Source organism: Pleurocapsa sp. FMAR1, assembly GCF_963665995.1.
In the GTDB taxonomy this organism is placed as follows: Bacteria; Cyanobacteriota; Cyanobacteriia; order Cyanobacteriales; family Xenococcaceae; genus Waterburya.
The window spans coordinates 298,052-318,773 of sequence record NZ_OY762512.1; the positions used below are offsets into that span (position 1 = coordinate 298,052).

A 20,722-nucleotide genomic window follows, 5' to 3' on the forward strand; every position below is an offset into this window, starting at 1 on the left:
GTTTCTAAGTCTGGTTCTAGAAATAGAACACCAATATATATACACACGCAATCATAAAACAAATGACAACCACTCTACAACAAACCCAAACCCAGAATAGCTGGGAAAGGTTCTGTCAGTGGATCACCAGCACCAACAACCGCATTTATGTCGGTTGGTTCGGCGTCTTGATGATTCCTACACTACTTGCAGCAACAACCTGTTTCCTAATCGCCTTCGTCGCAGCACCACCAGTAGACATCGATGGTATCAGAGAGCCTGTAGCAGGTTCCTTGCTTTACGGAAACAACATAATTTCTGGTGCAGTAGTACCTAGTTCTAACGCCATTGGACTTCACTTCTACCCAATTTGGGAAGCAGCCTCACTTGACGAGTGGCTGTATAACGGTGGACCATACCAACTGATTGTCTTTCACTTCCTAATCGGCGTATTCTCATACCTCGGTCGTCAGTGGGAACTATCATTCCGTTTAGGAATGCGTCCTTGGATATGTGTAGCCTACTCAGCACCAGTATCAGCAGCCACAGCAGTATTTCTAATCTATCCACTAGGACAAGGAAGCTTCAGTGATGGAATGCCTCTTGGTATCTCTGGAACATTCAACTTCATGTTGGTATTCCAAGCAGAACACAATATTCTGATGCACCCCTTCCATATGTTAGGAGTAGCAGGAGTATTCGGTGGAGCATTATTCTCTGCCATGCACGGTTCACTAGTAACATCGTCCTTAGTACGTGAAACAACTGAAACCGAATCACAAAACTACGGATACAAATTCGGACAAGAAGAAGAAACATACAACATCGTCGCAGCCCACGGCTACTTCGGTCGTCTAATCTTCCAATACGCATCCTTTAACAACTCCAGAGCCTTGCACTTCTTCTTAGGAGCATGGCCAGTGATTGGAATCTGGTTAACAGCAATGGGAATATCCACCATGGCGTTCAACCTAAATGGATTCAACTTCAACCAGTCGGTAATGGATTCACAAGGACGTGTAGTCAACACTTGGGCAGACATCTTAAACCGAGCTAACCTGGGTTTTGAGGTAATGCACGAACGTAACGCTCACAACTTCCCGCTTGATTTAGCAAGTGGCGCTCGAGCTCCTGTAGCATTAACTGCACCTGCAATTAACGGGTAATAATAAAATAGAGTTAGATAACTCTCAAAGAATTTAGTAAAAAGCGTTCTCGCCTTGATAAAGTAACGAGAACGCTTTTTGCTTTCAAGAATACTCAGCTATAAATATAAAGTTCATCTCCTAGAATTATCATCATGTTTTTAATCTGTTTACTGTTAATCGGTTTGATCGCGAGCGCAACTGTTACCGATACTGAACTTTCTACTGTTGAGCTTGCAGAATTTATCCCTGTTCATGTTCGCCTAGACAAGGCAGACAGCTTGAGAAAGTTTGGCTAAGACTGTATTACCTCAATCTCAACTGTCCCTACTGCATACTGTTCTCTCACTTATGGCGATTGCACTATCCAAACTACAATAACTAAACTTCAAACTACTCCCACTCAAAACAGCAGTAGTTATCTGATTAGGTTCAATAGGTATCTTGACATCTTCTGGGAAATCTACCGTTAGTTCTCCGTTTGAATAGATGTCTGCATCTTTATCAGCCTGCTGTAGTTCTTGTAGAGGCTGTACGGCACTTTCATCATTGAAACTAAGATTTATTATTTTAGTCTTGGCAGCTTCGTCTACTTCAATAGTCACTTTTCTTGTAATTATCTGCTCGCCAGTCTTATAGAACCCATTTGAGATCTAATTGAAGGCAAGTCTTTTGAGTGAAAGTCGAATAAAACAAAGATTAATTTTAGCGTTAGCATGACTCAAGGTGCGTTCAAAATTCTTAACTAGACTTTTACATCTTTCCATCCAAGCATTAGATCTTTCTATGACCCATCGAGTTTTAACTGGTACAAACCCTGATTTTCCCTCTGCTTTCTTTTGGGACTTTGATGGCTTGGGAGATAACTCAAATTTGATCTTGGTCATTATGGCAGGATAAATCTTGATTAGCTCTGTGGTCAATTTATCTGGATGATATCCGTTGTCGAGAAGAATAGTTATTTTGGGAATGTTGACTGGTTTAGATTTGAAATAATCAATGTTGTTTTTCAACATCTCTAACAATCCAGCATCGTCAGATAAACTAGCACGAGTACAATGAGTAAAGAAGCGGATGCGACCCCGCGCCGCCGACAGGCGCAAGGGAAGGCGCACCAAGCGGGGAAATCCCAAAGTATCTACCGCCAGATGTCTTTTAATGCCCAAGCGTGGATTTATAAAAGCAAAATCCTTTACTCTCAATGCTTGCATTACAGGTATTTTGACGAGCGACCCCCGCGCATGGTTCAACAGTTTGCTCGCCCTCGACAACCAAGGGGTACTCCCCGCAGGTACCTCAACGGGGGTTCCCCCCGCAACGCAACTGTCTCACCGCGCCGCCGAAAGGCGCAAGGGAAGGCGCGAGTTTGACTGCCTGAGAGTCAATCATTATTAGAGTTGTCCATTTGGTTTTTTTTTGGCTTTTTCTCGCACTTTGCTGTGCAATATCATCATAATTTCCTCAATTACTCCTTGCTCTCGCCATTGTTTATAATGCCAAAAGACTGTTGAATATGGCGGTAAGTCTTTGGGTAAATCACACTCCTCTGCATCCATTTTTTAGCTGATAGAAAATCCCGTCTAGAATTTCTCTTTTACTCCATGTCGGCGGTTTGGTTTTCTTTTTCTTCGGTAGCAGGGGTTCGATAATTTCCCACTCCTTATCCGTTAAGCTGCTTGAATAAGTCATCCTATTTGATCTTCTTTTTTATAAAGATACCAAATGGGTTCTATAGTAGTGAAGCAAGACCTAATAAACAAAAAGCCATAGAATTTTTTACCAAAGCTATCAAGATTGAGCCAAAATCTGCGGAGGCTTATAAAAGTCGAGGTTCTGCCTATCAAGATCTCAAAAATTATTCAAAGGCGATCGCCGATCAGAATAAAGCAATTAAAATTGAGCCAAAACCTGGATATTATTTTGATCTTGCTTTACTTTACAGAGATGACTTAAAAGATTACCAATCTGCACTCTCGACTTTTACCAGAGCCATTGCTGTTTACCCCGATTCTGGTTTTTACGATCTTCGTGCTAGCGTATATGTAGCAATGAAGGATTATCAGAAAGCGATCGCTGACTACACTAAAGCCATCAAAAATAGCCCTGAATCGAACAGTTACTTAGGTCGGGGTCAAGCGTATTTTTTCTTGGAAAACTACAAATTAGCCATAGCTGATTTTACTAAAGCGATTAAACTCTTTCCCGAATATACTGATGCTTACTACAATCGAGGTCTTACTCATACTTTTTTAGAAGACTATCCAGCAGCAATTAAGGATCTCACCAAAGCCATTGAAATCTGCAATAAAGATGAATCTGAAAATTGCACTGAGTATCAACCTACATATACACAACTTTATTTTGAGCGTAGTGCTAATTACTTTAGTTTAGAACAATATCCTCAAGCACTTGCTGACTTGAATAAAGTTATTTCATTTGAGCCTAAAAATGCTGATGCATATACCCTGCGTGGTATGACTTACAAAAGTCTAAAAGGCGATCAACAAGCCCAAGAAAATTGGCAAACCGCAGCCAAACTTTATAAACAACAAGGAAAATTACAATCAATGCTCAAAACTGCTCAAACAGAAGCGCAAATAAGTAAAAAACAGGGAAGGATAGAAGATTATCAAATGATTCAACAAGTTATAGAAGTATTTAAGCAATTTTAATAAACTGCTATTTGTCTAACCGAGCGATTAGCGATACATACCAAGAGGAAAAAAGTAAATACTATGGTTTGCTTGAAACGTGATGTTAACCTTGTCCAAGAAATTTGGATGGTTTTAAGCTGACGACTATGCCCAAAACAACTCGACAATTGCTCCAGAACATCTAATGCTGGGAATTTTAGACTTAGGTAAAGATGTTGCTGTTGAATTATTATGAGATTTAGCAGTAGACACAGAAGCATTTCGTTCGCATCTAATCGAAGCACTATACGGAAAATGAACTCTGACTTATTCAACGAGTTTTAAGAAATGTCTATCACGTTTACACGTAACTATGATGTGGGAGAATTTAAAGAAAAGCGATGAGTCAGTACCTATACCCATCTCTACAAATGACACGATAATCAATTAAGCAAACGTAGGGTTGTGCCGAATCAAACTCATAAACTCCTGGCGGGTTTTGGCATCATCAGCGAATATACCTCTGACTGCAAAGAGTAGAAGTCCAAAGGTTAAATTAAACAGTAACGGAAGTAGCCAAACAGTTACTTAGCTGTTGGTGGAGTTTATCGGTATCTAAATGACGACCAATAAAGACTAACTGGTTAACAGGAGGAGTAGACCAAGGTTCGGACTTGATATCGTTGCGCTGTCCGCACAGTTGGAAGATGTGACGTAATTGGCTTCCTGCAAACCAAACAATTCCTTTAGCACGAAATACTTCTAGGGGAAGTCCATCGTTTAAAAACTTGTTAAATTTATAGACATCAAAGGGTTTATCGCTTTGAAAGGACATAGAAATAAAACCATCGGCTTCTAGGTGATGGGAATGATGGTGATGTTTGTGGTCTTCTTCTGCAATGTAATTATCTGTCAACACCTCGATTGGGTATGCCGAGGAAACCTCGGCACCCCTCTCGGTCACAGTTAAACCCACATCTAAGATTAACGGTAGGGGTACTTGAGCGTATTGAGTATAAATAATCCTGGGATTTTTTTTGATAGATGCAATGTAGGTTTCTAATGCGGTTAATTGTTTCTGGTTGACTAAATCGGTTTTATTTAATAGCAGGATATCTGCGTAGGTAATCTGCTTAAATGCCACCTCGCTCTCAAAATGTTCTGGGGTAAAGGTTTCGGCATCTACTAGGGTAATAACCGAGTCGAGGCGAGTAAAATCGCGAAAATCCGTACCAATAAAAGTCAAAATAATTGGTAACGGGTCAGCCACTCCAGTAGTTTCGATAATTAGACGCTCTACTTTTTCTTCCCTTGCTAGTATTTTTGTTACTGCTTCTACTAAGCCTTCGTTAATGGTGCAGCAAATACAACCGTTACTCAATTCCACCATGTCATCGTCATAAGAAACCAAGAGTTGAGCATCGATATTGATATCGCCAAACTCATTAACTAACACTGCAACTTTTGAGTTGTGATTATTTTGCAGAATTTGATTAAGCAAGGTGGTTTTACCACTACCGAGAAAGCCTGTAATTATGGTGACTGGTAATTCTGGCAGGGAAGTCTCTAGCATGGTAAAAAAAGTATGTTTTGTCTAATGTTTATTTATTATAATGATAATCATTATTGAAAAACAAGAGCGATCGCTCTTAGTGATTTTTCTTCGTTATTGGCTCAAGGAAGATTATTGATAAGCCTCGCTCTTTTTGATGTCTTATAAATTCTCAATTTTGACTTATATTCATGACTCAAATTCTTAACCGTTTGCCAGATAAATACGAGTTAAACATTCTTTGTCACTATCGAAACAACACTTCTACTGTACAAATCATTCGTATTACTAATATTATTAATTGGTATTTTGAACGAGTAATTTTCCCTGGAGAATTGCTTTTATTTAAAGCATTGCCTGAAGCCCTTTTAGAAATTTATAGCAGCGATAAAATTACCACAATGTTAAGAGATCGCCTTGTTTGCGCTCGCCTGAAGATAAAGTGAAGGTCTTCTTTGACAATCAAGATAAATATATAACTGTTGTATTTCAGCTACAGTTACCAGGGTAAGTTGGGCAGACCAAACTTATTTTTAATTATTAAACCAGCTAAACAGTCATTAAGCTGTTCTTTAATTAAAGACTCATCTAAATTACGCCCGATTAAAACAATTTCGTTTTTTGGTTGACTCGTCCAATCATCAGATTGAAGATCGTAACGTGGCCCACTGAGTTGAAAAATATTTCGCGTGGGACTTTCTATAAACCATAATATTCCTTTGGCTCGAAATACGTTATTTGGTAAATGTTCGGTTAAAAAATGGGTAAATTTTTCAAGTTCAAAAGGGCGATCGCTTTGGAAAGAAACAAAACTAAAACCATCATTTGCTAAATGATTATTAAAAGATGAGCGATCGCGTCGAAACTTGGAAATTTTATCCTGATAACGATCTTCTTGAGTTAAACCAATATCTAAAATTAGCGGTAAAGGTACTTTGCCATATTCGCTCTGTAAAATTCTAAATTCTGGCTTAATATCACCTATAAATGCTTCTAATTCGGTAATTTTTGCTTCACTGGCTAAATCAATTTTATTAATGATAACCAGATCGCCATATCTAATTTGACTAAAAGCAGCATCGCTCTCAAAATGTTTCCCATCAAAAGCTGCTGCATCGACCACTGTAATCACCGCATCAAGGCGAGTTAAGAACTTTAATTCTGTAGAGAGAAAAGTCAAAATAATTGGTAATGGATCGGCGATTCCTGTAGTTTCAATTACCAAATAGTCTATTGCTTCTCGTTCTAAAACCCGATAAACCGCATCTACTAAACTGTCATTAATCGTACAGCAGATACAACCATTATCAAGCTCTAGCATATTCGATTCTACCGATATTAGTAGTTGCTCATCGATATTAATATCGCCAAATTCATTGACTAAAACAGCTACTTTTAAATTATCTTTATTTTGTAAGATTCGATTGAGTAAGGTAGTTTTGCCACTACCTAAAAAACCAGTAATGATCGTTACAGGCATTCCCGTTTTAGGTAGGGATGGCAAGGCATCGGACAGGGTAAAGTTTGGACGAGTCATATTTTTTGGGTAATTCGTCTCTAATTTTATATGATAATGATTATCATTTTACCTCGTTCTAAAAAATCTGCGCGATTAATCTAGTGTTGATATGCGATCGCACTTTAGCTCAACACTTAGACTTGCCATAATCACAATCAACCAACACAAGCATTCAGTAAGTCCCTTAATCTCTCCTTTTCTAAATTCTGTCCAATAAAAACTAATTGATTTTTCGGTATACCTCTCTATCAATCGTCTTCAATTCCAAAGCGTTGACCACTAAGATGAAAGATATGACAAGCGGGGTTCTGTTTTGTTTTTTGCAACAGAACCAATTATTTCGCTGTCGCTGAGGCTCGGTGCGAATCCTCTACGTCTGATTTTTTGACCTTAAAATTAATAGCGCGATGCACCTAACAACAATTTATGGTACACCGCGCTTAATATTAACTAATTTAGAATTTAATTTATCCTAATCTTTGACTGGAATTAATCGATAGGAGATAGTTCAAAAACATCATGACTACCGCCTCGAAGTACTGATTCAGTATGTTTTCCACGATAGCGTTTACCTTGAATAGTTTTGATCGCACCCCAAACCGCACCCAAAGAATAGGTACATTTACGAGGGCTACCTTGTTCTTCTCCGGCAGAACAAACAGTCTCGTGAGCATATACTTTAATCATGTCTCCAGTATCTTCGATTTTATCGACTTTACAAAGACGAGTTCCATTTTCACCCAAAGCATGGTCTAGTTTGCTAGCAAGATCTTCTAAAGAAGGATTAGAATCTGCTAAACCCAATTCGGTAACTAGGTTTTTGCCTCTAGTACGTCCCGCCGAAACCAGAGCGATCGCCGTAGCTTTTTCGCCCAAGGCTTCTTCCATCCCCGTGATTACGCCTTTAAAACAAACAATACTGACAAAACCACCTAGCTTTTCTCTTACGTTTGGCATTGGTTATTCTCCTTAATTTTTAACTCTGATTAATTTCAATTTCTATCTACTGCAACTAGCTCATCATGGGAGCTAAATCTTTAACAATTCGCTTAATTTCCAAGAATAATAGTCCTTGTTTTACTTCCTTACTGGCTAAAACTAATAGAACTGCGTCTTCACCGCAAGAAACCATGACGCTATAGCCTTTTTCGCCTTCTACTACAATTCGATCTACTATTCCTCTAGACAATTCTTGTCCGATTCTTTCTCCTAAAGAAAGCATCGCAGCAGACATAGCAGCAGTTCTTTCTTCGTCCATGTTGCCAGGAAGAACAGCAGTCAGAGATAAACCATCTGGTGTTACCAAGGCAGCACCCTGAATATCTGGGGTGGCTGTAACAAATTTTTGCACCATTTCGGTCAGCATTGATACTTGAGCCATTGTGTTTCCTCTTTCTTGAATATTTAAATAATTACTAGTTTGTATTACAAAATAAAATAAGGTGGTAATAAAATACCACTTATTTTCTGGTATTCCTTAAATAAAGCGTTATGTTTATTCAAAAAAATGCTTATGCTTATAGTTCCCAATATTGTCAGTAGAATTAACAATTAGTAAAAAAACTGAAAATAAATAAGATACTTGTCGATCGCGATTTAAATTATTACCAAAATATTTAAAAGCCTTTAAATATAAAAGCCCTTTTCCAAAAAATATAGATTAATAAACCATGTAATTTGAGCAATAAAAATAGTTAGTTAAACTGCCGACACTAACATTAACTGCTCTAATAAAACAACCAGACACTGAGCTACGGAATTAGGCTGTTCTGCATTTACCTTAATCACTGTAGGAGCATTTTTCCTGTTATTAAAACCCAAAGCTAAAAGAATATCATCTTCTTGCCAAGCACCTTCGCAGTCTGTATGAGTCAAACCTATAATCATGGGAATTTGGACTCTTTGATTCATAAAGGTCAAAATTCGGCGCGCCCCACGAAAGTCCTTAGGACGATGAGCAGCAACCAACAGCACATATGCCTGAGCTTGTTTAATAACAATATCCCACATAAAGTCAAAGCGAGATTGTCCTGGTGTACCGTATAAATATAAAAGCTGTTCGGAATTTAAAGTTAATCGTCCAAAATCAAAAGCAACAGTAGTATTTTTTTTCAAAGAAGCTGTTTCGTCAGTAGCACGACGCTCTGTATCAACAACCTGAATTTCACTAATGGTACGAATAAAAGTTGTTTTACCCGCTCCGACATTTCCCGTAACTGCAATTTTAAAAACTTCCATTAAAAATTATTCCTTAAAAAACTTACTAAATTATTAATTCCAGTGGAATCGACAATTTGCAGCACAACAAATTCCCTATTTGCGATCGCCTGCGGTACATCATCCCGATCCCAACCCCCACCAGCTAAGAACCTTTATTGTTAAATCCAGTTTGGCGATTGAGTGATTTTTTTGTGGAAAAAGCGATCGCAGTATTCTCGTAGCTAAGTTGATACAGCAAGCCCGTCCCTATACTTTTCCTGAAGTTACAAGTAACCTTATTTCTGGAAAAAGCGATCGCAGTATTCTCGTAGCTAAGTTGATTCCCTATACTTTTCCTGAAGTTACAAGTAACCTTATTTCTGGTAGATTAGCAGGTCAAATTCAAATTAGTGATGATTTTAATGAATCGGGTGATCGCTCTTTCTATTGCGATCGCCTTCGATACTTCCTAAAACGTGCGTTTTAGCCATTCAATAATTAAATCCAGTACAGCGTCAGCAGATCTGTCTACTGCCCAAGCTAAGAGAGTTGAGAAAATCAGAATTAATAATTCTTCCATGAGTCTACGTTTAAATTAGGACTCTTATAGAATGCTGTAACTTATGTATTACTTGGGCTTTTAGAAGATATGACTTGCGTGTCATTTAGGTAAAACTTACGTATGCTTATGAGATCGCTACAATAATCAATAGTAATTGCTTTAAATTATGGGAAAAAAATCTCATCAAGTATTAGAGATACATATTGGGTAGTCCTAAAGATGTAAGGACGTGTTGTAATGATGGACAAAATACCAGATTGCCCCGATCTGATTTTCGATTTTCTTAGAGAACGATAGAGTCTTCCTGACTAATCGAGAAACTCTTTGTCGCATTGTGCAATTAAATCGTTCTATGTAATTGGTTTTTCTCTCTTTCCCCACCGCTTGATGGCGTTTTGAAGGAATTACCTGTTCATAGGCTTCCCAGAAGTCACTATAACAAACAGCACACTGTCGATAGACTGAGGGCAAAGATTGCCATAGCTTTCTCGCTCCATGACGACGGCGATCGCCGATATGAACCCCGACTATTTCTTTAGTTTTTGCAGCCAAAGCCAACCAAATCCATTGTTTATTGGCTTTATTACCGACAAATGACCACATTTCATCACACTGAATCGTTAATTTTCCTTTTTTTTTGTTCTCACTTTAACTTGCTGAGAAACTGATTCGTATTTAGCATTGACATAACTCTGTAACCAAGGTTCTGAAACTTCTGTAACTCGGGCAATTCCAGCTAAAGGAATCTTCTCTAAGAGTAATTTGTCAATCAAGTTTTTGGTTGGTTGGTCGATCATTTTATTCTGTGGATTTTCCACATATTGTCTACCACAGTCGCGACATTTATAATTTTGCTTGCCATTGTGAATGTGACCGTTTTTAACAATTTGTTCTGAATTACATGATGGACAAGATGGCAAATCTACTGGCATGGAAATCAAATGATCTACAATTTCCTATTTTATATCCTTACATCTTTAGGACTACCCCACTTAACCAACTTTTTGCGTGCCTCTTTGGCGTAGAATTTAGTTAAAGTACTAGTGTTTTTGCTTTCAGGTTTATTGACAGGCAAAAGAGGGGTTTTGATACTTAGCTTGTCTATCAGGTTGGGATACTTGGGAGGTATCTGTGGTCTAGCCAACCTGCTACCTGTTTTAACTGTAGTACCGATTGCTGTTTCTTCACCTATGTAGATTAGATTATCTGTGTTGCTAGCATCGTTGAGGGCAGGTATAGATAATACACCGTCTTTTGTGACATAAGGCTCGAATAGGTTTTTAATAGCAAAGACTTCGCTTATTCTGAGAGCATAAACTATTTGAGTAGAGAACACCCATAACCAAGCTTTCCGCACATCTATTCTAGAATTCTTATGCAAGGTAGATGTAATCCCTTCTGTCCTGTCTTTCCACTCAATGAATTGTTCGAGGTCAATAGTTTGTAACTCAGTGAAATCTGTTTGGACAGTATCTAGCTCCTCAAGGACCAAAAGAATGCTTTTTTGTTTGTTGAATCTCGTAAGCTTCCTCATAGCGGAGACAGCTTCACCATAAAGCTTAGTTCCTTTTTTCCACTTGCTGATAACTTTTTCTATTTTTTGTAGGCTAATAATTTCGTTCAAAGGAAGATGTCTGTAATAATTGCCGTAAGTCACTTTCCAACTTTGAATGTGACTCGGATTATTCCTGCTTCTTTTTTTCTTTCTTCTATCGGGTCTACTCCAAAAATCATCTTCTACTTTCTTGATAGCCTCTTCAAAAGTTAGTCTGTCGTTAGCTAATTGAGATTCCTGCTTAATTTCTTTTTCATACCACTGCCAAAATTCAGATTCAGATGACAAGTCTTTTAATGCCTCTGCTACTTTGTTTGACTTTTTAAGAGCATCTACCATGCCATCTAAGGTAAACGTACAATTACACGCATAAGGCTTTCTTGCTGCATTAGTGGTCTTGAATTGTAGGTAGATATTTTGTCCTTTACGAGTCATCCCTACGCCCCTAGGGGTTTGCTTTTGGTATCTGCCAAAATCTGCTAACAGGGATTCGTACCCTATTTCGCCTGTGTAATCCTTACTCATTTTTTACTCACTTTGCTTCTAAAGGTTAGTGAGTAAGCCTTGAAGCCGATGAGGCTTGGTAACTTCAGTAGGATGTCGAAGGTTCAAATCCTTTCATCCCGATATCGCTCTATTATTATCCAAAGTATTCAGCTATTCAACCGAACCCGATCTTACAAGTCGTGTCGTAAAATTGTGCCATATTCTCCAGTAATTGAAGCTGGAAGTTCTTCTAGAGAAATTAATTCCCAGGTTGTTGCATCATAAGTGCTATAAAAAAGTTGAGCTGTTTTTAGCTCTAGGTCAACCACCGTCAGAGTTTTACGAGGTGGTAAGTCACTATTGATTAATTGCCTTGCGCCCTGTCCTAATGCTCCTGCGTTGAGCAATTCTAATTTGCCTTTCTTTCCAGGATAATAAGCATGATGATGTCCGCTGATGTAAACTTGAACTTGATTTTGTTGCAGGAGCGATCGCAATTGCGAACCGTTAGCCAAATATTCTCCTGGCTTATTTTTAGCTGTAGCGACAGGATAAAGAGGTAAATGTCCAATAGCAACTCGTGCTGCTGCCTGTTTAGCTTTGGGACTAGCTAATGTTTTCTTGACCCAAGCTAGCTGCTGCTGGTCAATATTTTGGCTAGAGGCATCCCAGACTAAAAAGAATATATCATTTTGCTCGAAACTGTAGTGAAAAGGAAACTCGGCACGATCTACAAAATTCAAACCTAGTTGATGCTGATGTTGATGCCAATAAGCCTGAGCGAGATCTCTTTCCTGCTTAAAAATTAAAGTCTGCTCTTTGACTGCTCCAGAGCCATCATGATTACCAATAGTAAAGCCAAAAGGAACTTTATCCTGGCGCAGAGGTGCAGCAACACGATCGTCAAAAGCCTGCCACATTGCTTCAATTTGCGATCGCGTCAAAGAAGCTTTTTGTCCTGCAATCATGTCCCCACCACATAAAACTAGATCAGGTTGCCATTGGGGAATTAAAGCGATCGCTTTTTCTACTTCAGGTTCATATTCAGTTGAGCCATATTGACTATTAAGATCGCTAATAACTACAATCCGAAAGTCTTTGCGGGGTGGTAAATATAAGCTTTTAGTCAGACTTGCACCAGCAGGCTCTATGGCTAGGAAAAATTTAATTCGACTTTGATTATTTATAATACAGTTAAAGCACAGACTTAGGATCAAGCCCCAGATTAATAGCCAAATCAATCGTTTATAATTGCTCATTCTTAAAAGGCTCTAGTCTACAGGCTTGAATATTTAGCTAAAATCTTAGCCGTCTGCTCAATTAAAATCAATCAATACGAAATTAAATGGTATTTACTAGCCCCTAAATCTGGTGAAGGCGAAGGCTTAAGTCCTAAATGTTTATATTTGACAGATATTTTTTGGTCATCTGGGTAATTTAGGAGTAAATCACTCGTTTTTCTACCAATTTAAACCAACAAGCTTAGAATATGTCACAGCTTTGGATATCAACAGAAGGACAGCAGCCGATAGTTGCTGTAGCTCTTCACGACGGTCATTATGTGCGCTCACAAGTGGAGCAATTGTTAGCTATTAGCGCAGACGAGCGCCAGCGAGAAGAAGATCCCTTTACGGCTGCCTGGACAGAAATTGCCGAGACGCGTCTGGTTGTTTTGCGATCGCGTTTTGAAGTCGATCTTAATCGTCCTCGCCATCGGGCTATTTACCTCAAGCCTGAAGATTCTTGGGGATTGCAGGTTTGGAAAGAACAACCGCCTCAAGACTTGATTGAACAGACTTTAGCCGAATATGATGCTTTCTATGCCAAAGTTGGTCAAATCTGTCAGACATTAGAACAACGCTACGGACGCTTTGTGATTTACGATATCCATACCTATAATCACTACCGTCAAGGAATGCACGCTTCCCCTGCTGAGGAATTATATAACCCAGAGATTAATCTAGGCACGGGGACTCTTGACCGAGAATATTGGCAACCTGTGGTGGAGCGGTTTATCTATGACATGAGACACTTTGATTTTTTAGGCAGGCAGTTGGATGTTCGAGAAAACGTCAAGTTTGCAGGCGGGCATTTTGCTAAGTGGATTCATACGCATTTTCCTGATTCTGCCTGCGTATTATCTGTTGAAGTCAAAAAGTTTTTTATGAGCGAATGGACTCATCAGCTAGACTTAGCCAAAATGTCAGCCGTACATCAAGCGTTGAAAAGTTCTGTATCAGGAGTTTTAGAGGAATTACAGCACTTATCTAAAGTATCTGCTTAAACTTTTATTTACTCAATTTAAGCCAGTAGTTAAAAAATCTTTAGCTGATTGTCCAGATTCAAGCTGATTTACCTCTTCTTCCAGGCGATCGCAACAATAACGAACCAAAGCCAAACCGTCTGCTTGTGATATTGTACCTGTGGTAGTCGGGAACTTAGCTAATAATTGAGCCTCGGTAGTGGTATATTCTCCTATGGTTGTTTGGAATCGAGATAAATAATTACCAACTTCACTATCGTTTTGGCAGCTAAATTCTAAAATTGAATCGAGATAATCTTTAACCGCCGTGTTTTTAATTCCTTCTGTAACCGCAGCGTGTAGCAACTCATTATTTAAATAGTCAAATTCAGGTACATTCAACTCTTGACCCTGTAGCTGGAATATTTTGCATCCTGGCTTTGGTCTAACGGTTATGTTTTCTCGCCGAACTCGATTAGCAGCCTCAGAGATTAAAGCCACCAATGCTAATGTTACCTGGGGATAGTTGCTATCTGCGTTTCTTAGTTCTACTGTACCGATAGAATTGAGTCGAACTGGATTCCAGCCCGCAGTTAATAATTCACCGCCAGAATCTAAAAATAATGACCGTTCGACACCAGCAAGATCCATTGCCTGTAGCCAACTGTGATAGCGATTGAATAACTGTCGAGTCATATCTTGGACAGTTTCGGCATAGGGCATCAAACCACCTACAGACTGAAGATTAGTATATACTCCTTGCCAAGCAAAACGTTTACTGCCTCGATAGTGAATTGTTCGCATTGCTTTGCCTGCTACCTTACCTTCATAAAAAGGACAGGCGCGAGATAAAGCAATAATTGCGGCATCAAATGCAGTAGCCAAATTGTAAATACTAAGTACCCTTTCTCTAGCTTCGGGAGAAGAATTATATGCCATACCAATTTGGCGATCTACTACATCATCGGGTAAATCTAAATGAATATGCGTTCCCGTACATTTGGCAGCATTATCAAATCTCCCCGATCCTACTGTGCGCACCTGCAAATAATAATTGGGCTTATTCCTGATAATGGGCGTAGTATGCAGAGGATAGGTAGACAGGGGATATAGCCGCAGGTCTAATTTTTTTGCCACTTCTAGTAATATTTGCAGCAGGTCGAGATATTCGGCAGTTAATTCCTTGAAGTTATTAACGGGAACAGTATTAATTTCGATAATACTTTTGACAAATTCAGGCGCAAAACAATCACCAGAGCGGTTTTTTTGCTTGGCAAGGCGATTGCAACTTGCTAAAAATTCATCAGCGCGATGAGATAAAAAACCCTCTGAGTCTACTATAAAGAATTCTTGTTCCAGTCCAAGGCGAGAGTTGTTAAGCATCATACCACCAGTATAAATACCACCAGCATAATTTTTTGCTTTACTGTAATTTGTAGCAATTGCTTCACTCTCTAATTAATCAGGTAGATTATTGTCTATTGCCAAAAAGATTGCGGGCGATCGCTCCTAATTCATTAGCTTGTAATCCATCGCTTAGATCTATATTAGAAGCATAATTAGACGATACTTGAGTTGAGCCTGAAGATGATACTACTTTGTTAATTACATTTTCGGGATGGGTTTGAAGGATTACTATACCAGGACCAAAAAGTTTAGCTAAAACAAGTCCTTCACCTCCGAATATGGAAGTAAATATGCCTCCTGCCAACTTAATCTCGTATTTTACCGAGTCGGCAAAACCAACAATGCACCCAGTGTCAACATTTAAGCTTTCACCTCTTTCGAGGTTAATTGCTTTTAGATCGCCTCCTGCGGTGATAAATACCCTGCCACGTCCAGTAAACTTCTGAAAGATAATACCTTCTCCACCGAGAAAGCCACTCAAGCCCAAATTCATGGTAATATCCAGCTTAACAGTAGGGTCTGAAGCCAACCATGCACCTCTTTGAGCTATTAAACTATAGTCTGGAGATATTTCAACCTCTTCAATCGTGCTTAAATATGGACTGGCAAAGCCGATTCTTCCAGGCTTATTTCCTTTATTTTGCCAAAGGACTTGAAATAACTTTTCTTTGGTAACTAGCTTTTTAACGGCTGACATAATACCGCCAGTAGTTGTTTTAGCTTCAATGAATCCATCACTGTAGCAGAATGCGCTGGGTTCTGCCAAAATAGACTCTCCTGGTTCGAGAGTTACTTCTACGCCTTTGTTGTTGTCAGTATATGTAGTCACTTTGAATCCTAAAAACTGGTTGATAGTCTTTTCTATAAAGTAAGGCAAGCAAAAGTAGGAACTAAATTCGCCCACCTCACAAAGCATGAATCTATTTTAGGGCGTTGCTGAATCGAGGTATGATTCTATCATTTTCATGATTAAGCAGATTAAGATCAAAGGCTAAAAGCACACGCTGCGAAGCGCGAAAAACCGTTGGCGGGGTTCCCCCGCTTGAGGTTATTGAGCAAGAAGGCAGCGAAGTCGTGCGCTAGCGCGACGATCTGGGCGAATGCCCTGTAGCTAAGAGCTACGAATAGATTACTGTTCAGTTTCATACTTTAAATAAGCAACGCCTATTTTAGTAACTCCTCACCACGGCGAAATAGTTCCCGTGCATAGTCTGTCCAAGTGCCTTGTCCCCAATAGCGGAAACAGCTAGTTTCCACCAGCATCACATATAGTAATGCTTCTTGATATTCTTTGGTTTTAGTTGTCGCAGGATCTTGGGCGACTAAAGTATCATATTTCTGATGAAACATAGCACTTAGCTGATTCATTGGTTCGAGGACGTTTTCATAACCTTTGACCCAACTGAGATCGTCTGTCCAAGATGCACCATCCATGTGAAATTGATGATCTGTTGATTGTAGATGTGCGATCGCCTGTGCTACCTTTTCTGGTGTAGCATTATCAACATCGACTTGTTGCCAAATTTTGTGTTGTCCCACAGCCTGACAGATAGGATAGTCTTCTGGTTTAACTCCCGCAGCTTCGATTAACTCAATATATTCCGTACCGTTAAGCCCTACAACACCACTATTATCTTTTAGTTCATGCCAAACGGGTTGATAGTCACGGGCAAATTCATTCATCATCACCCCGCCGTTTTCTCCATCAGCAATTTGGCTAACGCAACTAGGTACAGATATATCTCCCAGTTGTTGTTTGCCTCTGCCTTTAGCCTCATGATATGGTTGCATTTGAGCCACAAGCTTGGTATCCGAACCCTGAGTTTTAATTAGTGCCGTGATGCTAATGGTTTCCCCTTTGGAGTTGCGTGCAACTAGGCGATTAGGCAGATATTTATGATCATGGTGTAAACTTGCACCGTCTAATCTGGCGACAGAATGTTCCTGTACCAATAGCCAACGATAGCCACACTCTTTAAGAGCCTTGATATATTCATAGAGAGTATCAGGGTTATTTGGCAGGTGCATTTCTGGAGGAGAAAAGCCTTTAACTCGCCCGAGTGCCTCAAAACCAAAAATAGCTGCAAAGTAATGTTGCCAAGCCTGAATCTGGAGTTTGATGTCGGGAATAGGCGTAGAGGGGACAACTGCATGACTCCACATAGTGCCTAGCCATTCAACGTAGGGCTGGTATTGTGAATCAGTAAGTTTCTTGAGGTTGTCGAGAATATCATTGCGTCCCATTTGCTGAAAACCCCAGAGAAGGTTTCCAGAATAGTCCAGCATAATGCGAGGATTGCAGCCATTAGCTACAAGTTCGGGTATCCAGTCTCCCATACGGCTATAGCACCAGGCAAATACTCCTGCGTTGTGATTATCTCCGTCATTGGGATGTTCAAACATATGTTGCAGGTTACATATTAGTTCGCCGTTTGCCCCTGCGGGAATTGTGGGTTGGTGCATATGAAGGGCGCAAGCAAAGCTGGCATTTACCTGCTCAAGATTGATGTTGCTGTGGGGTAAAAATATAGGCTGATTATGATTAACTACCGTGGCGATATCTGATTCCCAACCACAGATGTTGGGTAAACCATTAGTTGTTATTGATAAATCTTGGGACGCTGTGGCGATGGGCATTATTGTTCTCTTAGATTACAAGATGACAGTTTCATTTTATGGGTATTAACTGCCATTGGTATTAAGAAGTAACAAGTAATCAGAATAAGTAATTAAGTATTAATGTTTGAGGCAATAAGAGCGATCGCCAAATTCTATTGCACTAGCAAGAAAATCTGTCTTTAAACTTAGATGTTTTTACTTGCTTGCAAAGTAGAAACTGCGGGTCTAACACCGCTTTTCTTTAAGTCTTATGCTTTGTAACAATATTTATAACTTTATTCTGTAATAACTATGAAAAAAATTGTAATGGTCTTGCTCATTAATTTTCCAATTTCCAGATTTGTCAATATCCCATTCTTTATTTTTTATAAAGTAAATAAACTTTTCAATCAACTCTTCAAAAGAGTTAGCTAATAATCTTTTCTCATCTTCATCGCGACCAAATAGAATGACTTGTCCTTTAATGCCTCTAATATCAGGATCAAAATCTATGCCGACATGATTACCTTCTCTGTCATGAACTAAAGGAATCCATTTATTGTTAGCGTATAAATTTTTAATATGATCTGGTGGATATGAAGACATATCTTCTGCTAATTCTTGATTCATTTCTACTTGAATATCGCTCCATGTTTGCCAAATTTCAATAATTAATTCAATTGGCAAAAGCTCCCAGCCAAAAAATAAGCCTGAAGACGCTTGATTATTGTTTTTCCAAAAGGCTATTTCTCCGTCATGTACTTGATAAAAAGAGCGAACTGATTGAGGCAATTGCAATTGAGTTAACAACTCTAAACTTTCTATTTGCGAACTGCTTGCTCCATCATTTAGGTAAAAAAAATTCCATACATTTTTATATTTAAATATATTGCTAATTTCTTGCCAATATTTATTCATAGTTAAATTACTTATGCTTTAATTTTTACGTCGATAAATTAGAGGAATTACAGATAATAAAGCCAAGAAAGTAAGAGCAAGAAAGAATGAAAGGCGATCGCCTCCAGACATAGCTTTTTCTCCGCTAACTCCAATCCATGTATATGCAAAGCAACCAGGTATCACGCCGACAAAAGTAGCGAAAGTATAGTCAAGCCAATTAATAGAAGTTAAGCCAAATAAATAATTAATTAAGTTGTAAGGAGAAATAGGAATTAAGCGAGTAGTTAAAACAAAATAAAAAGGTTGTTTTAAAACTGCTTTTTGATATTTTGTTAGTCTTTTGCTTTTTTTAAACTTACGTTGAGCAAAATCTTGAAATAGATAGCGCGCAGTTAAAAAGGCAAATAAAGCTCCCAAAGTAGCACTAATAATTGAGATAAAAGTACCATACCACAAGCCAAAAAGAGCACCGCCAACAATAGTTAAAATTGTCCCAGGAACACCGATTACTGTTAGCCCAATATAAATAGCAATAAATATAATTTCTATATGCCCTTCATATTGGCTGATAAAGTTTTTAAATAACGTTGGATTGAGAAAAGTTTTCAAGGGCGTAAAAATGCAAAGTAGAAAAAATGCTAATAAAGCGATGCAGCGCGGTCTTGGGGGTTTCCCCCATGAGCGACTGCATCAAGAAGCGATCGCTATAACTATTATCTTTTTGGAAACTGCTATTCTTTTGAACCCAAGGCTAATCTTTTTGAGCATTATTTAATGTTTAAACTAGAGAACCGCCACAACTTGAGCCAGTTCCTGCTGTACACCCATAACAATAGTTTGCTGTCCTTATTTCTTTAATTACATCTAAGTTATCTAATTCTAAAAGTTTAGCAACGGTTAATTGTTCTCGATCGGGAGTAGTAGCTTTAACGTTTTCCATTTGATTAAAGTCACAATCATAAACGTTACCAAGATAGTCAATCGATAGCTCATTACGACACATAACATGGCTTAGGGTAGCAGCATTATAGTTACTTTCTAAAAATTGCAGATAGTCATTATGAATTTCTCTTCTTTGTAAAAATTGTTTGGTTCTACCAATAGGAATATTAGTAATAGTAAACAGGCTATTAAATTTTATCTTAAAGTGTTCAGCCAAATATTTTTTATAATCTTGTTCTAAATTTTGTTGCTCAGGTGTAAGAGAGAAATTAGTGTTAGAAGGCAGAGGAGGGTTGTATACCAAATCGATAATTAAATTAGGATCTTTTCCATAACCTAATTGATTTAACTTTTGAATTGCTCGAATCGAATCATTATATACTCCTGCACCTCTTTGTTTGTCTACATTTGATTCAAGATAGCAGGGAAGAGAAGCAGTGATGCGAAGTTGATTGTTCGCAAAATATTCGGGCAAATCTTCGTATCCAGGCTCGAAAAAGATAGTCAAATTAGAACGAACAATAACCACTTTACCTTTAGCTCTAGCTGCTTCAACTAGAGGACGAAAACCATAGTTCATTTCTGGCGCACCACCAGTCAAATCAACTGTTTCAATCTGAGGAAAACGATTAATTAATTTGATTAGCTGTTCACATATTTCAAGGGATAACTCCTCAGTACGTTTTGGACTTGCTTCAACATGACAATGAGTACAGGCAAGGTTACATTTTTTCCCAAGATTAATTTGTAAAACCGTAATTTTATCTTTGGTAAGAGATGATTCTATTTTTTTAGCAAAGGGAGTGATTGAAGTTTTAATTGTAGACATTATGATTACTGATTACTAATTATATGCAAAGCGATATCCTATATTCGGCTCATATCTTTGTCCGAAGGTGTCCCTAAAGGGATACACTTCGATATACTCTTTGGAGTTATTTGGTGGGCAATAAAATTAGTTTTTTATTGTACTTACAAATGACTTTTATTGCCCAACCTACAA

25 protein-coding genes and 2 pseudogenes are annotated in these 20,722 nt (G+C 38.6%); 7 read left to right on the forward strand and 20 right to left on the reverse strand.

The genetic code is table 11. The annotated features are described in order from the left end of the window. Positions 1–62: 62 nt before the first annotated feature. Entirely contained in the window at positions 63–1,145 is a 1,083-nt protein-coding gene (gene psbA / locus SLP02_RS01590) for a photosystem II q(b) protein (protein ID WP_319418901.1), read from the forward strand. A gap of 134 nt (positions 1,146–1,279) precedes the next feature. After that, positions 1,280–1,423, forward strand: coding sequence for a hypothetical protein (locus tag SLP02_RS01595; protein WP_319418902.1), 144 nt, complete (start codon positions 1,280–1,282; stop codon positions 1,421–1,423). Between the two features lie 18 nt (positions 1,424–1,441). Here the strand turns inward: SLP02_RS01595 and SLP02_RS01600 are convergent, their stop codons facing one another. The 4 genes and pseudogenes from SLP02_RS01600 to SLP02_RS01615 all read right to left on the reverse strand — a co-directional run bounded on the left by SLP02_RS01600 (position 1,442) and on the right by SLP02_RS01615 (position 2,813). Next, positions 1,442–1,729: a hypothetical protein gene (locus SLP02_RS01600; RefSeq protein WP_319418903.1), complete on the reverse strand. Its 288-nt coding sequence runs from the start codon at positions 1,727–1,729 to the stop codon at positions 1,442–1,444. A 48-nt stretch (positions 1,730–1,777) separates the two neighbouring features. Further along, a pseudogene (locus SLP02_RS01605) lies at positions 1,778–2,327 on the reverse strand (IS5/IS1182 family transposase). 188 nt (positions 2,328–2,515) lie between these two features. Then, positions 2,516–2,680 (reverse strand): transposase, encoded by a 165-nt coding sequence (locus SLP02_RS01610; RefSeq protein ID WP_319418905.1) that lies wholly within the window; start codon positions 2,678–2,680, stop codon positions 2,516–2,518. Beyond that, complete coding sequence (locus SLP02_RS01615) at positions 2,661–2,813, reverse strand: transposase (RefSeq protein ID WP_319418906.1); 153 nt, start codon at positions 2,811–2,813, stop codon at positions 2,661–2,663. The genes SLP02_RS01610 and SLP02_RS01615 overlap by 20 nt, the downstream gene beginning before the upstream one ends. A 5-nt stretch (positions 2,814–2,818) precedes the next feature. Between SLP02_RS01615 and SLP02_RS01620 the strand changes: the two genes are divergently transcribed. Continuing rightward, entirely contained in the window at positions 2,819–3,796 is a 978-nt protein-coding gene (locus tag SLP02_RS01620; protein WP_319418907.1) for a tetratricopeptide repeat protein, read from the forward strand. 408 nt (positions 3,797–4,204) lie between these two features. Here SLP02_RS01620 and SLP02_RS26400 read toward each other — a convergent pair. Both SLP02_RS26400 and SLP02_RS01625 read right to left on the reverse strand, forming a co-directional pair. Next, positions 4,205–4,288, reverse strand: a pseudogene (locus tag SLP02_RS26400) (GTP cyclohydrolase I FolE); the annotation flags it as partial. A gap of 25 nt (positions 4,289–4,313) precedes the next feature. Continuing rightward, complete coding sequence (locus SLP02_RS01625; protein WP_319418908.1) at positions 4,314–5,330, reverse strand: CobW family GTP-binding protein; 1,017 nt, start codon at positions 5,328–5,330, stop codon at positions 4,314–4,316. A gap of 170 nt (positions 5,331–5,500) precedes the next feature. Here SLP02_RS01625 and SLP02_RS01630 point away from each other — a divergent pair, with 170 nt between their 5' ends. Beyond that, entirely contained in the window at positions 5,501–5,755 is a 255-nt protein-coding gene (locus SLP02_RS01630; RefSeq protein ID WP_319418909.1) for a DUF1830 domain-containing protein, read from the forward strand. Positions 5,756–5,808: 53 nt separating this feature from the next. On the opposite strand, the gene SLP02_RS01635 is transcribed toward SLP02_RS01630, so the two are convergent. From SLP02_RS01635 to SLP02_RS01650, 5 genes are all read right to left on the reverse strand, one after another. Continuing rightward, positions 5,809–6,846, reverse strand: coding sequence for a CobW family GTP-binding protein (locus SLP02_RS01635; RefSeq protein ID WP_319418910.1), 1,038 nt, complete (start codon positions 6,844–6,846; stop codon positions 5,809–5,811). A 137-nt stretch (positions 6,847–6,983) separates the two neighbouring features. After that, positions 6,984–7,067, reverse strand: coding sequence for a CobW C-terminal domain-containing protein (locus SLP02_RS26405; protein WP_413467307.1), 84 nt, complete (start codon positions 7,065–7,067; stop codon positions 6,984–6,986). A gap of 250 nt (positions 7,068–7,317) precedes the next feature. Beyond that, positions 7,318–7,785, reverse strand: coding sequence for a hydrocarbon-binding protein (locus SLP02_RS01640; protein WP_319418911.1), 468 nt, complete (start codon positions 7,783–7,785; stop codon positions 7,318–7,320). Between the two features lie 55 nt (positions 7,786–7,840). Next, complete coding sequence (locus tag SLP02_RS01645) at positions 7,841–8,209, reverse strand: roadblock/LC7 domain-containing protein (RefSeq protein ID WP_319418912.1); 369 nt, start codon at positions 8,207–8,209, stop codon at positions 7,841–7,843. 317 nt (positions 8,210–8,526) lie between these two features. Beyond that, positions 8,527–9,066 (reverse strand): GTP-binding protein, encoded by a 540-nt coding sequence (locus SLP02_RS01650; RefSeq protein ID WP_319418913.1) that lies wholly within the window; start codon positions 9,064–9,066, stop codon positions 8,527–8,529. 208 nt (positions 9,067–9,274) lie between these two features. On the opposite strand from SLP02_RS01650, the gene SLP02_RS01655 reads away from it, so the two are divergent. After that, complete coding sequence (locus tag SLP02_RS01655; protein ID WP_319418914.1) at positions 9,275–9,514, forward strand: hypothetical protein; 240 nt, start codon at positions 9,275–9,277, stop codon at positions 9,512–9,514. 288 nt (positions 9,515–9,802) lie between these two features. On the opposite strand, the gene SLP02_RS01660 is transcribed toward SLP02_RS01655, so the two are convergent. From SLP02_RS01660 to SLP02_RS01670, 3 genes are all read right to left on the reverse strand, one after another. After that, positions 9,803–10,521 (reverse strand): IS1 family transposase gene (locus tag SLP02_RS01660; RefSeq protein ID WP_319418853.1). Its coding sequence is split into 2 segments (ribosomal slippage): positions 9,803–10,233 and positions 10,233–10,521, totalling 720 coding nucleotides; the frame shifts between segments, so codons are not numbered across the junction. A 29-nt stretch (positions 10,522–10,550) separates the two neighbouring features. Then, positions 10,551–11,669 (reverse strand): hypothetical protein, encoded by a 1,119-nt coding sequence (locus SLP02_RS01665; RefSeq protein ID WP_319418915.1) that lies wholly within the window; start codon positions 11,667–11,669, stop codon positions 10,551–10,553. Between the two features lie 152 nt (positions 11,670–11,821). After that, a complete protein-coding gene (locus tag SLP02_RS01670) occupies positions 11,822–12,889 on the reverse strand; it encodes a metallophosphoesterase family protein (protein WP_319418916.1) in 1,068 nt (355 codons plus the stop codon). Positions 12,890–13,119: 230 nt separating this feature from the next. On the opposite strand from SLP02_RS01670, the gene SLP02_RS01675 reads away from it, so the two are divergent. Next, positions 13,120–13,914, forward strand: a complete 795-nt coding sequence (locus SLP02_RS01675; RefSeq protein WP_319418917.1) for an N-formylglutamate amidohydrolase — start codon at positions 13,120–13,122, stop codon at positions 13,912–13,914. A gap of 12 nt (positions 13,915–13,926) precedes the next feature. On the opposite strand, the gene SLP02_RS01680 is transcribed toward SLP02_RS01675, so the two are convergent. The 5 genes from SLP02_RS01680 to SLP02_RS01700 all read right to left on the reverse strand — a co-directional run bounded on the left by SLP02_RS01680 (position 13,927) and on the right by SLP02_RS01700 (position 19,386). Further along, positions 13,927–15,258, reverse strand: coding sequence for a glutamate-cysteine ligase family protein (locus SLP02_RS01680; protein ID WP_319418918.1), 1,332 nt, complete (start codon positions 15,256–15,258; stop codon positions 13,927–13,929). A gap of 85 nt (positions 15,259–15,343) precedes the next feature. Then, complete coding sequence (locus SLP02_RS01685; protein WP_319418919.1) at positions 15,344–16,108, reverse strand: TIGR00266 family protein; 765 nt, start codon at positions 16,106–16,108, stop codon at positions 15,344–15,346. 335 nt (positions 16,109–16,443) lie between these two features. Then, complete coding sequence (locus tag SLP02_RS01690) at positions 16,444–17,916, reverse strand: glycosyl hydrolase family 57 (RefSeq protein WP_319418920.1); 1,473 nt, start codon at positions 17,914–17,916, stop codon at positions 16,444–16,446. A 249-nt stretch (positions 17,917–18,165) separates the two neighbouring features. Then, positions 18,166–18,795, reverse strand: coding sequence for an SMI1/KNR4 family protein (locus tag SLP02_RS01695; RefSeq protein WP_319418921.1), 630 nt, complete (start codon positions 18,793–18,795; stop codon positions 18,166–18,168). Between the two features lie 18 nt (positions 18,796–18,813). Next, positions 18,814–19,386: a TVP38/TMEM64 family protein gene (locus tag SLP02_RS01700; protein WP_319418922.1), complete on the reverse strand. Its 573-nt coding sequence runs from the start codon at positions 19,384–19,386 to the stop codon at positions 18,814–18,816. 10 nt (positions 19,387–19,396) lie between these two features. Between SLP02_RS01700 and SLP02_RS01705 the strand changes: the two genes are divergently transcribed. Next, positions 19,397–19,552: a hypothetical protein gene (locus SLP02_RS01705; protein WP_319418923.1), complete on the forward strand. Its 156-nt coding sequence runs from the start codon at positions 19,397–19,399 to the stop codon at positions 19,550–19,552. A 3-nt stretch (positions 19,553–19,555) separates the two neighbouring features. On the opposite strand, the gene arsS is transcribed toward SLP02_RS01705, so the two are convergent. Further along, a complete protein-coding gene (gene arsS, locus SLP02_RS01710) occupies positions 19,556–20,548 on the reverse strand; it encodes an arsenosugar biosynthesis radical SAM (seleno)protein ArsS (RefSeq protein ID WP_319418924.1) in 993 nt (330 codons plus the stop codon). Positions 20,549–20,722: the final 174 nt, after the last annotated feature.

Bases quoted from the DNA above. Each gene is read 5' to 3' on its own strand.
- psbA (WP_319418901.1), top strand. From the start codon at position 63: ATGACAACCACTCTACAACAAACCCAAACCCAGAATAGCTGGGAAAGG.
- SLP02_RS01595 (WP_319418902.1), top strand. From the start codon at position 1,280: ATGTTTTTAATCTGTTTACTGTTAATCGGTTTGATCGCGAGCGCAACT.
- SLP02_RS01610 (WP_319418905.1), bottom strand. From the start codon at position 2,680: ATGGATGCAGAGGAGTGTGATTTACCCAAAGACTTACCGCCATATTCA.
- SLP02_RS01615 (WP_319418906.1), bottom strand. From the start codon at position 2,813: ATGACTTATTCAAGCAGCTTAACGGATAAGGAGTGGGAAATTATCGAA.
- SLP02_RS01625 (WP_319418908.1), bottom strand. From the start codon at position 5,330: ATGCTAGAGACTTCCCTGCCAGAATTACCAGTCACCATAATTACAGGC.
- SLP02_RS01630 (WP_319418909.1), top strand. From the start codon at position 5,501: ATGACTCAAATTCTTAACCGTTTGCCAGATAAATACGAGTTAAACATT.
- SLP02_RS01635 (WP_319418910.1), bottom strand. From the start codon at position 6,846: ATGACTCGTCCAAACTTTACCCTGTCCGATGCCTTGCCATCCCTACCT.
- SLP02_RS01640 (WP_319418911.1), bottom strand. From the start codon at position 7,785: ATGCCAAACGTAAGAGAAAAGCTAGGTGGTTTTGTCAGTATTGTTTGT.
- SLP02_RS01645 (WP_319418912.1), bottom strand. From the start codon at position 8,209: ATGGCTCAAGTATCAATGCTGACCGAAATGGTGCAAAAATTTGTTACA.
- SLP02_RS01650 (WP_319418913.1), bottom strand. From the start codon at position 9,066: ATGGAAGTTTTTAAAATTGCAGTTACGGGAAATGTCGGAGCGGGTAAA.
- SLP02_RS01665 (WP_319418915.1), bottom strand. From the start codon at position 11,669: ATGAGTAAGGATTACACAGGCGAAATAGGGTACGAATCCCTGTTAGCA.
- SLP02_RS01670 (WP_319418916.1), bottom strand. From the start codon at position 12,889: ATGAGCAATTATAAACGATTGATTTGGCTATTAATCTGGGGCTTGATC.
- SLP02_RS01675 (WP_319418917.1), top strand. From the start codon at position 13,120: ATGTCACAGCTTTGGATATCAACAGAAGGACAGCAGCCGATAGTTGCT.
- SLP02_RS01680 (WP_319418918.1), bottom strand. From the start codon at position 15,258: ATGATGCTTAACAACTCTCGCCTTGGACTGGAACAAGAATTCTTTATA.
- SLP02_RS01690 (WP_319418920.1), bottom strand. From the start codon at position 17,916: ATGCCCATCGCCACAGCGTCCCAAGATTTATCAATAACAACTAATGGT.
- SLP02_RS01695 (WP_319418921.1), bottom strand. From the start codon at position 18,795: ATGAATAAATATTGGCAAGAAATTAGCAATATATTTAAATATAAAAAT.
- SLP02_RS01705 (WP_319418923.1), top strand. From the start codon at position 19,397: ATGCAAAGTAGAAAAAATGCTAATAAAGCGATGCAGCGCGGTCTTGGG.
- arsS (WP_319418924.1), bottom strand. From the start codon at position 20,548: ATGTCTACAATTAAAACTTCAATCACTCCCTTTGCTAAAAAAATAGAA.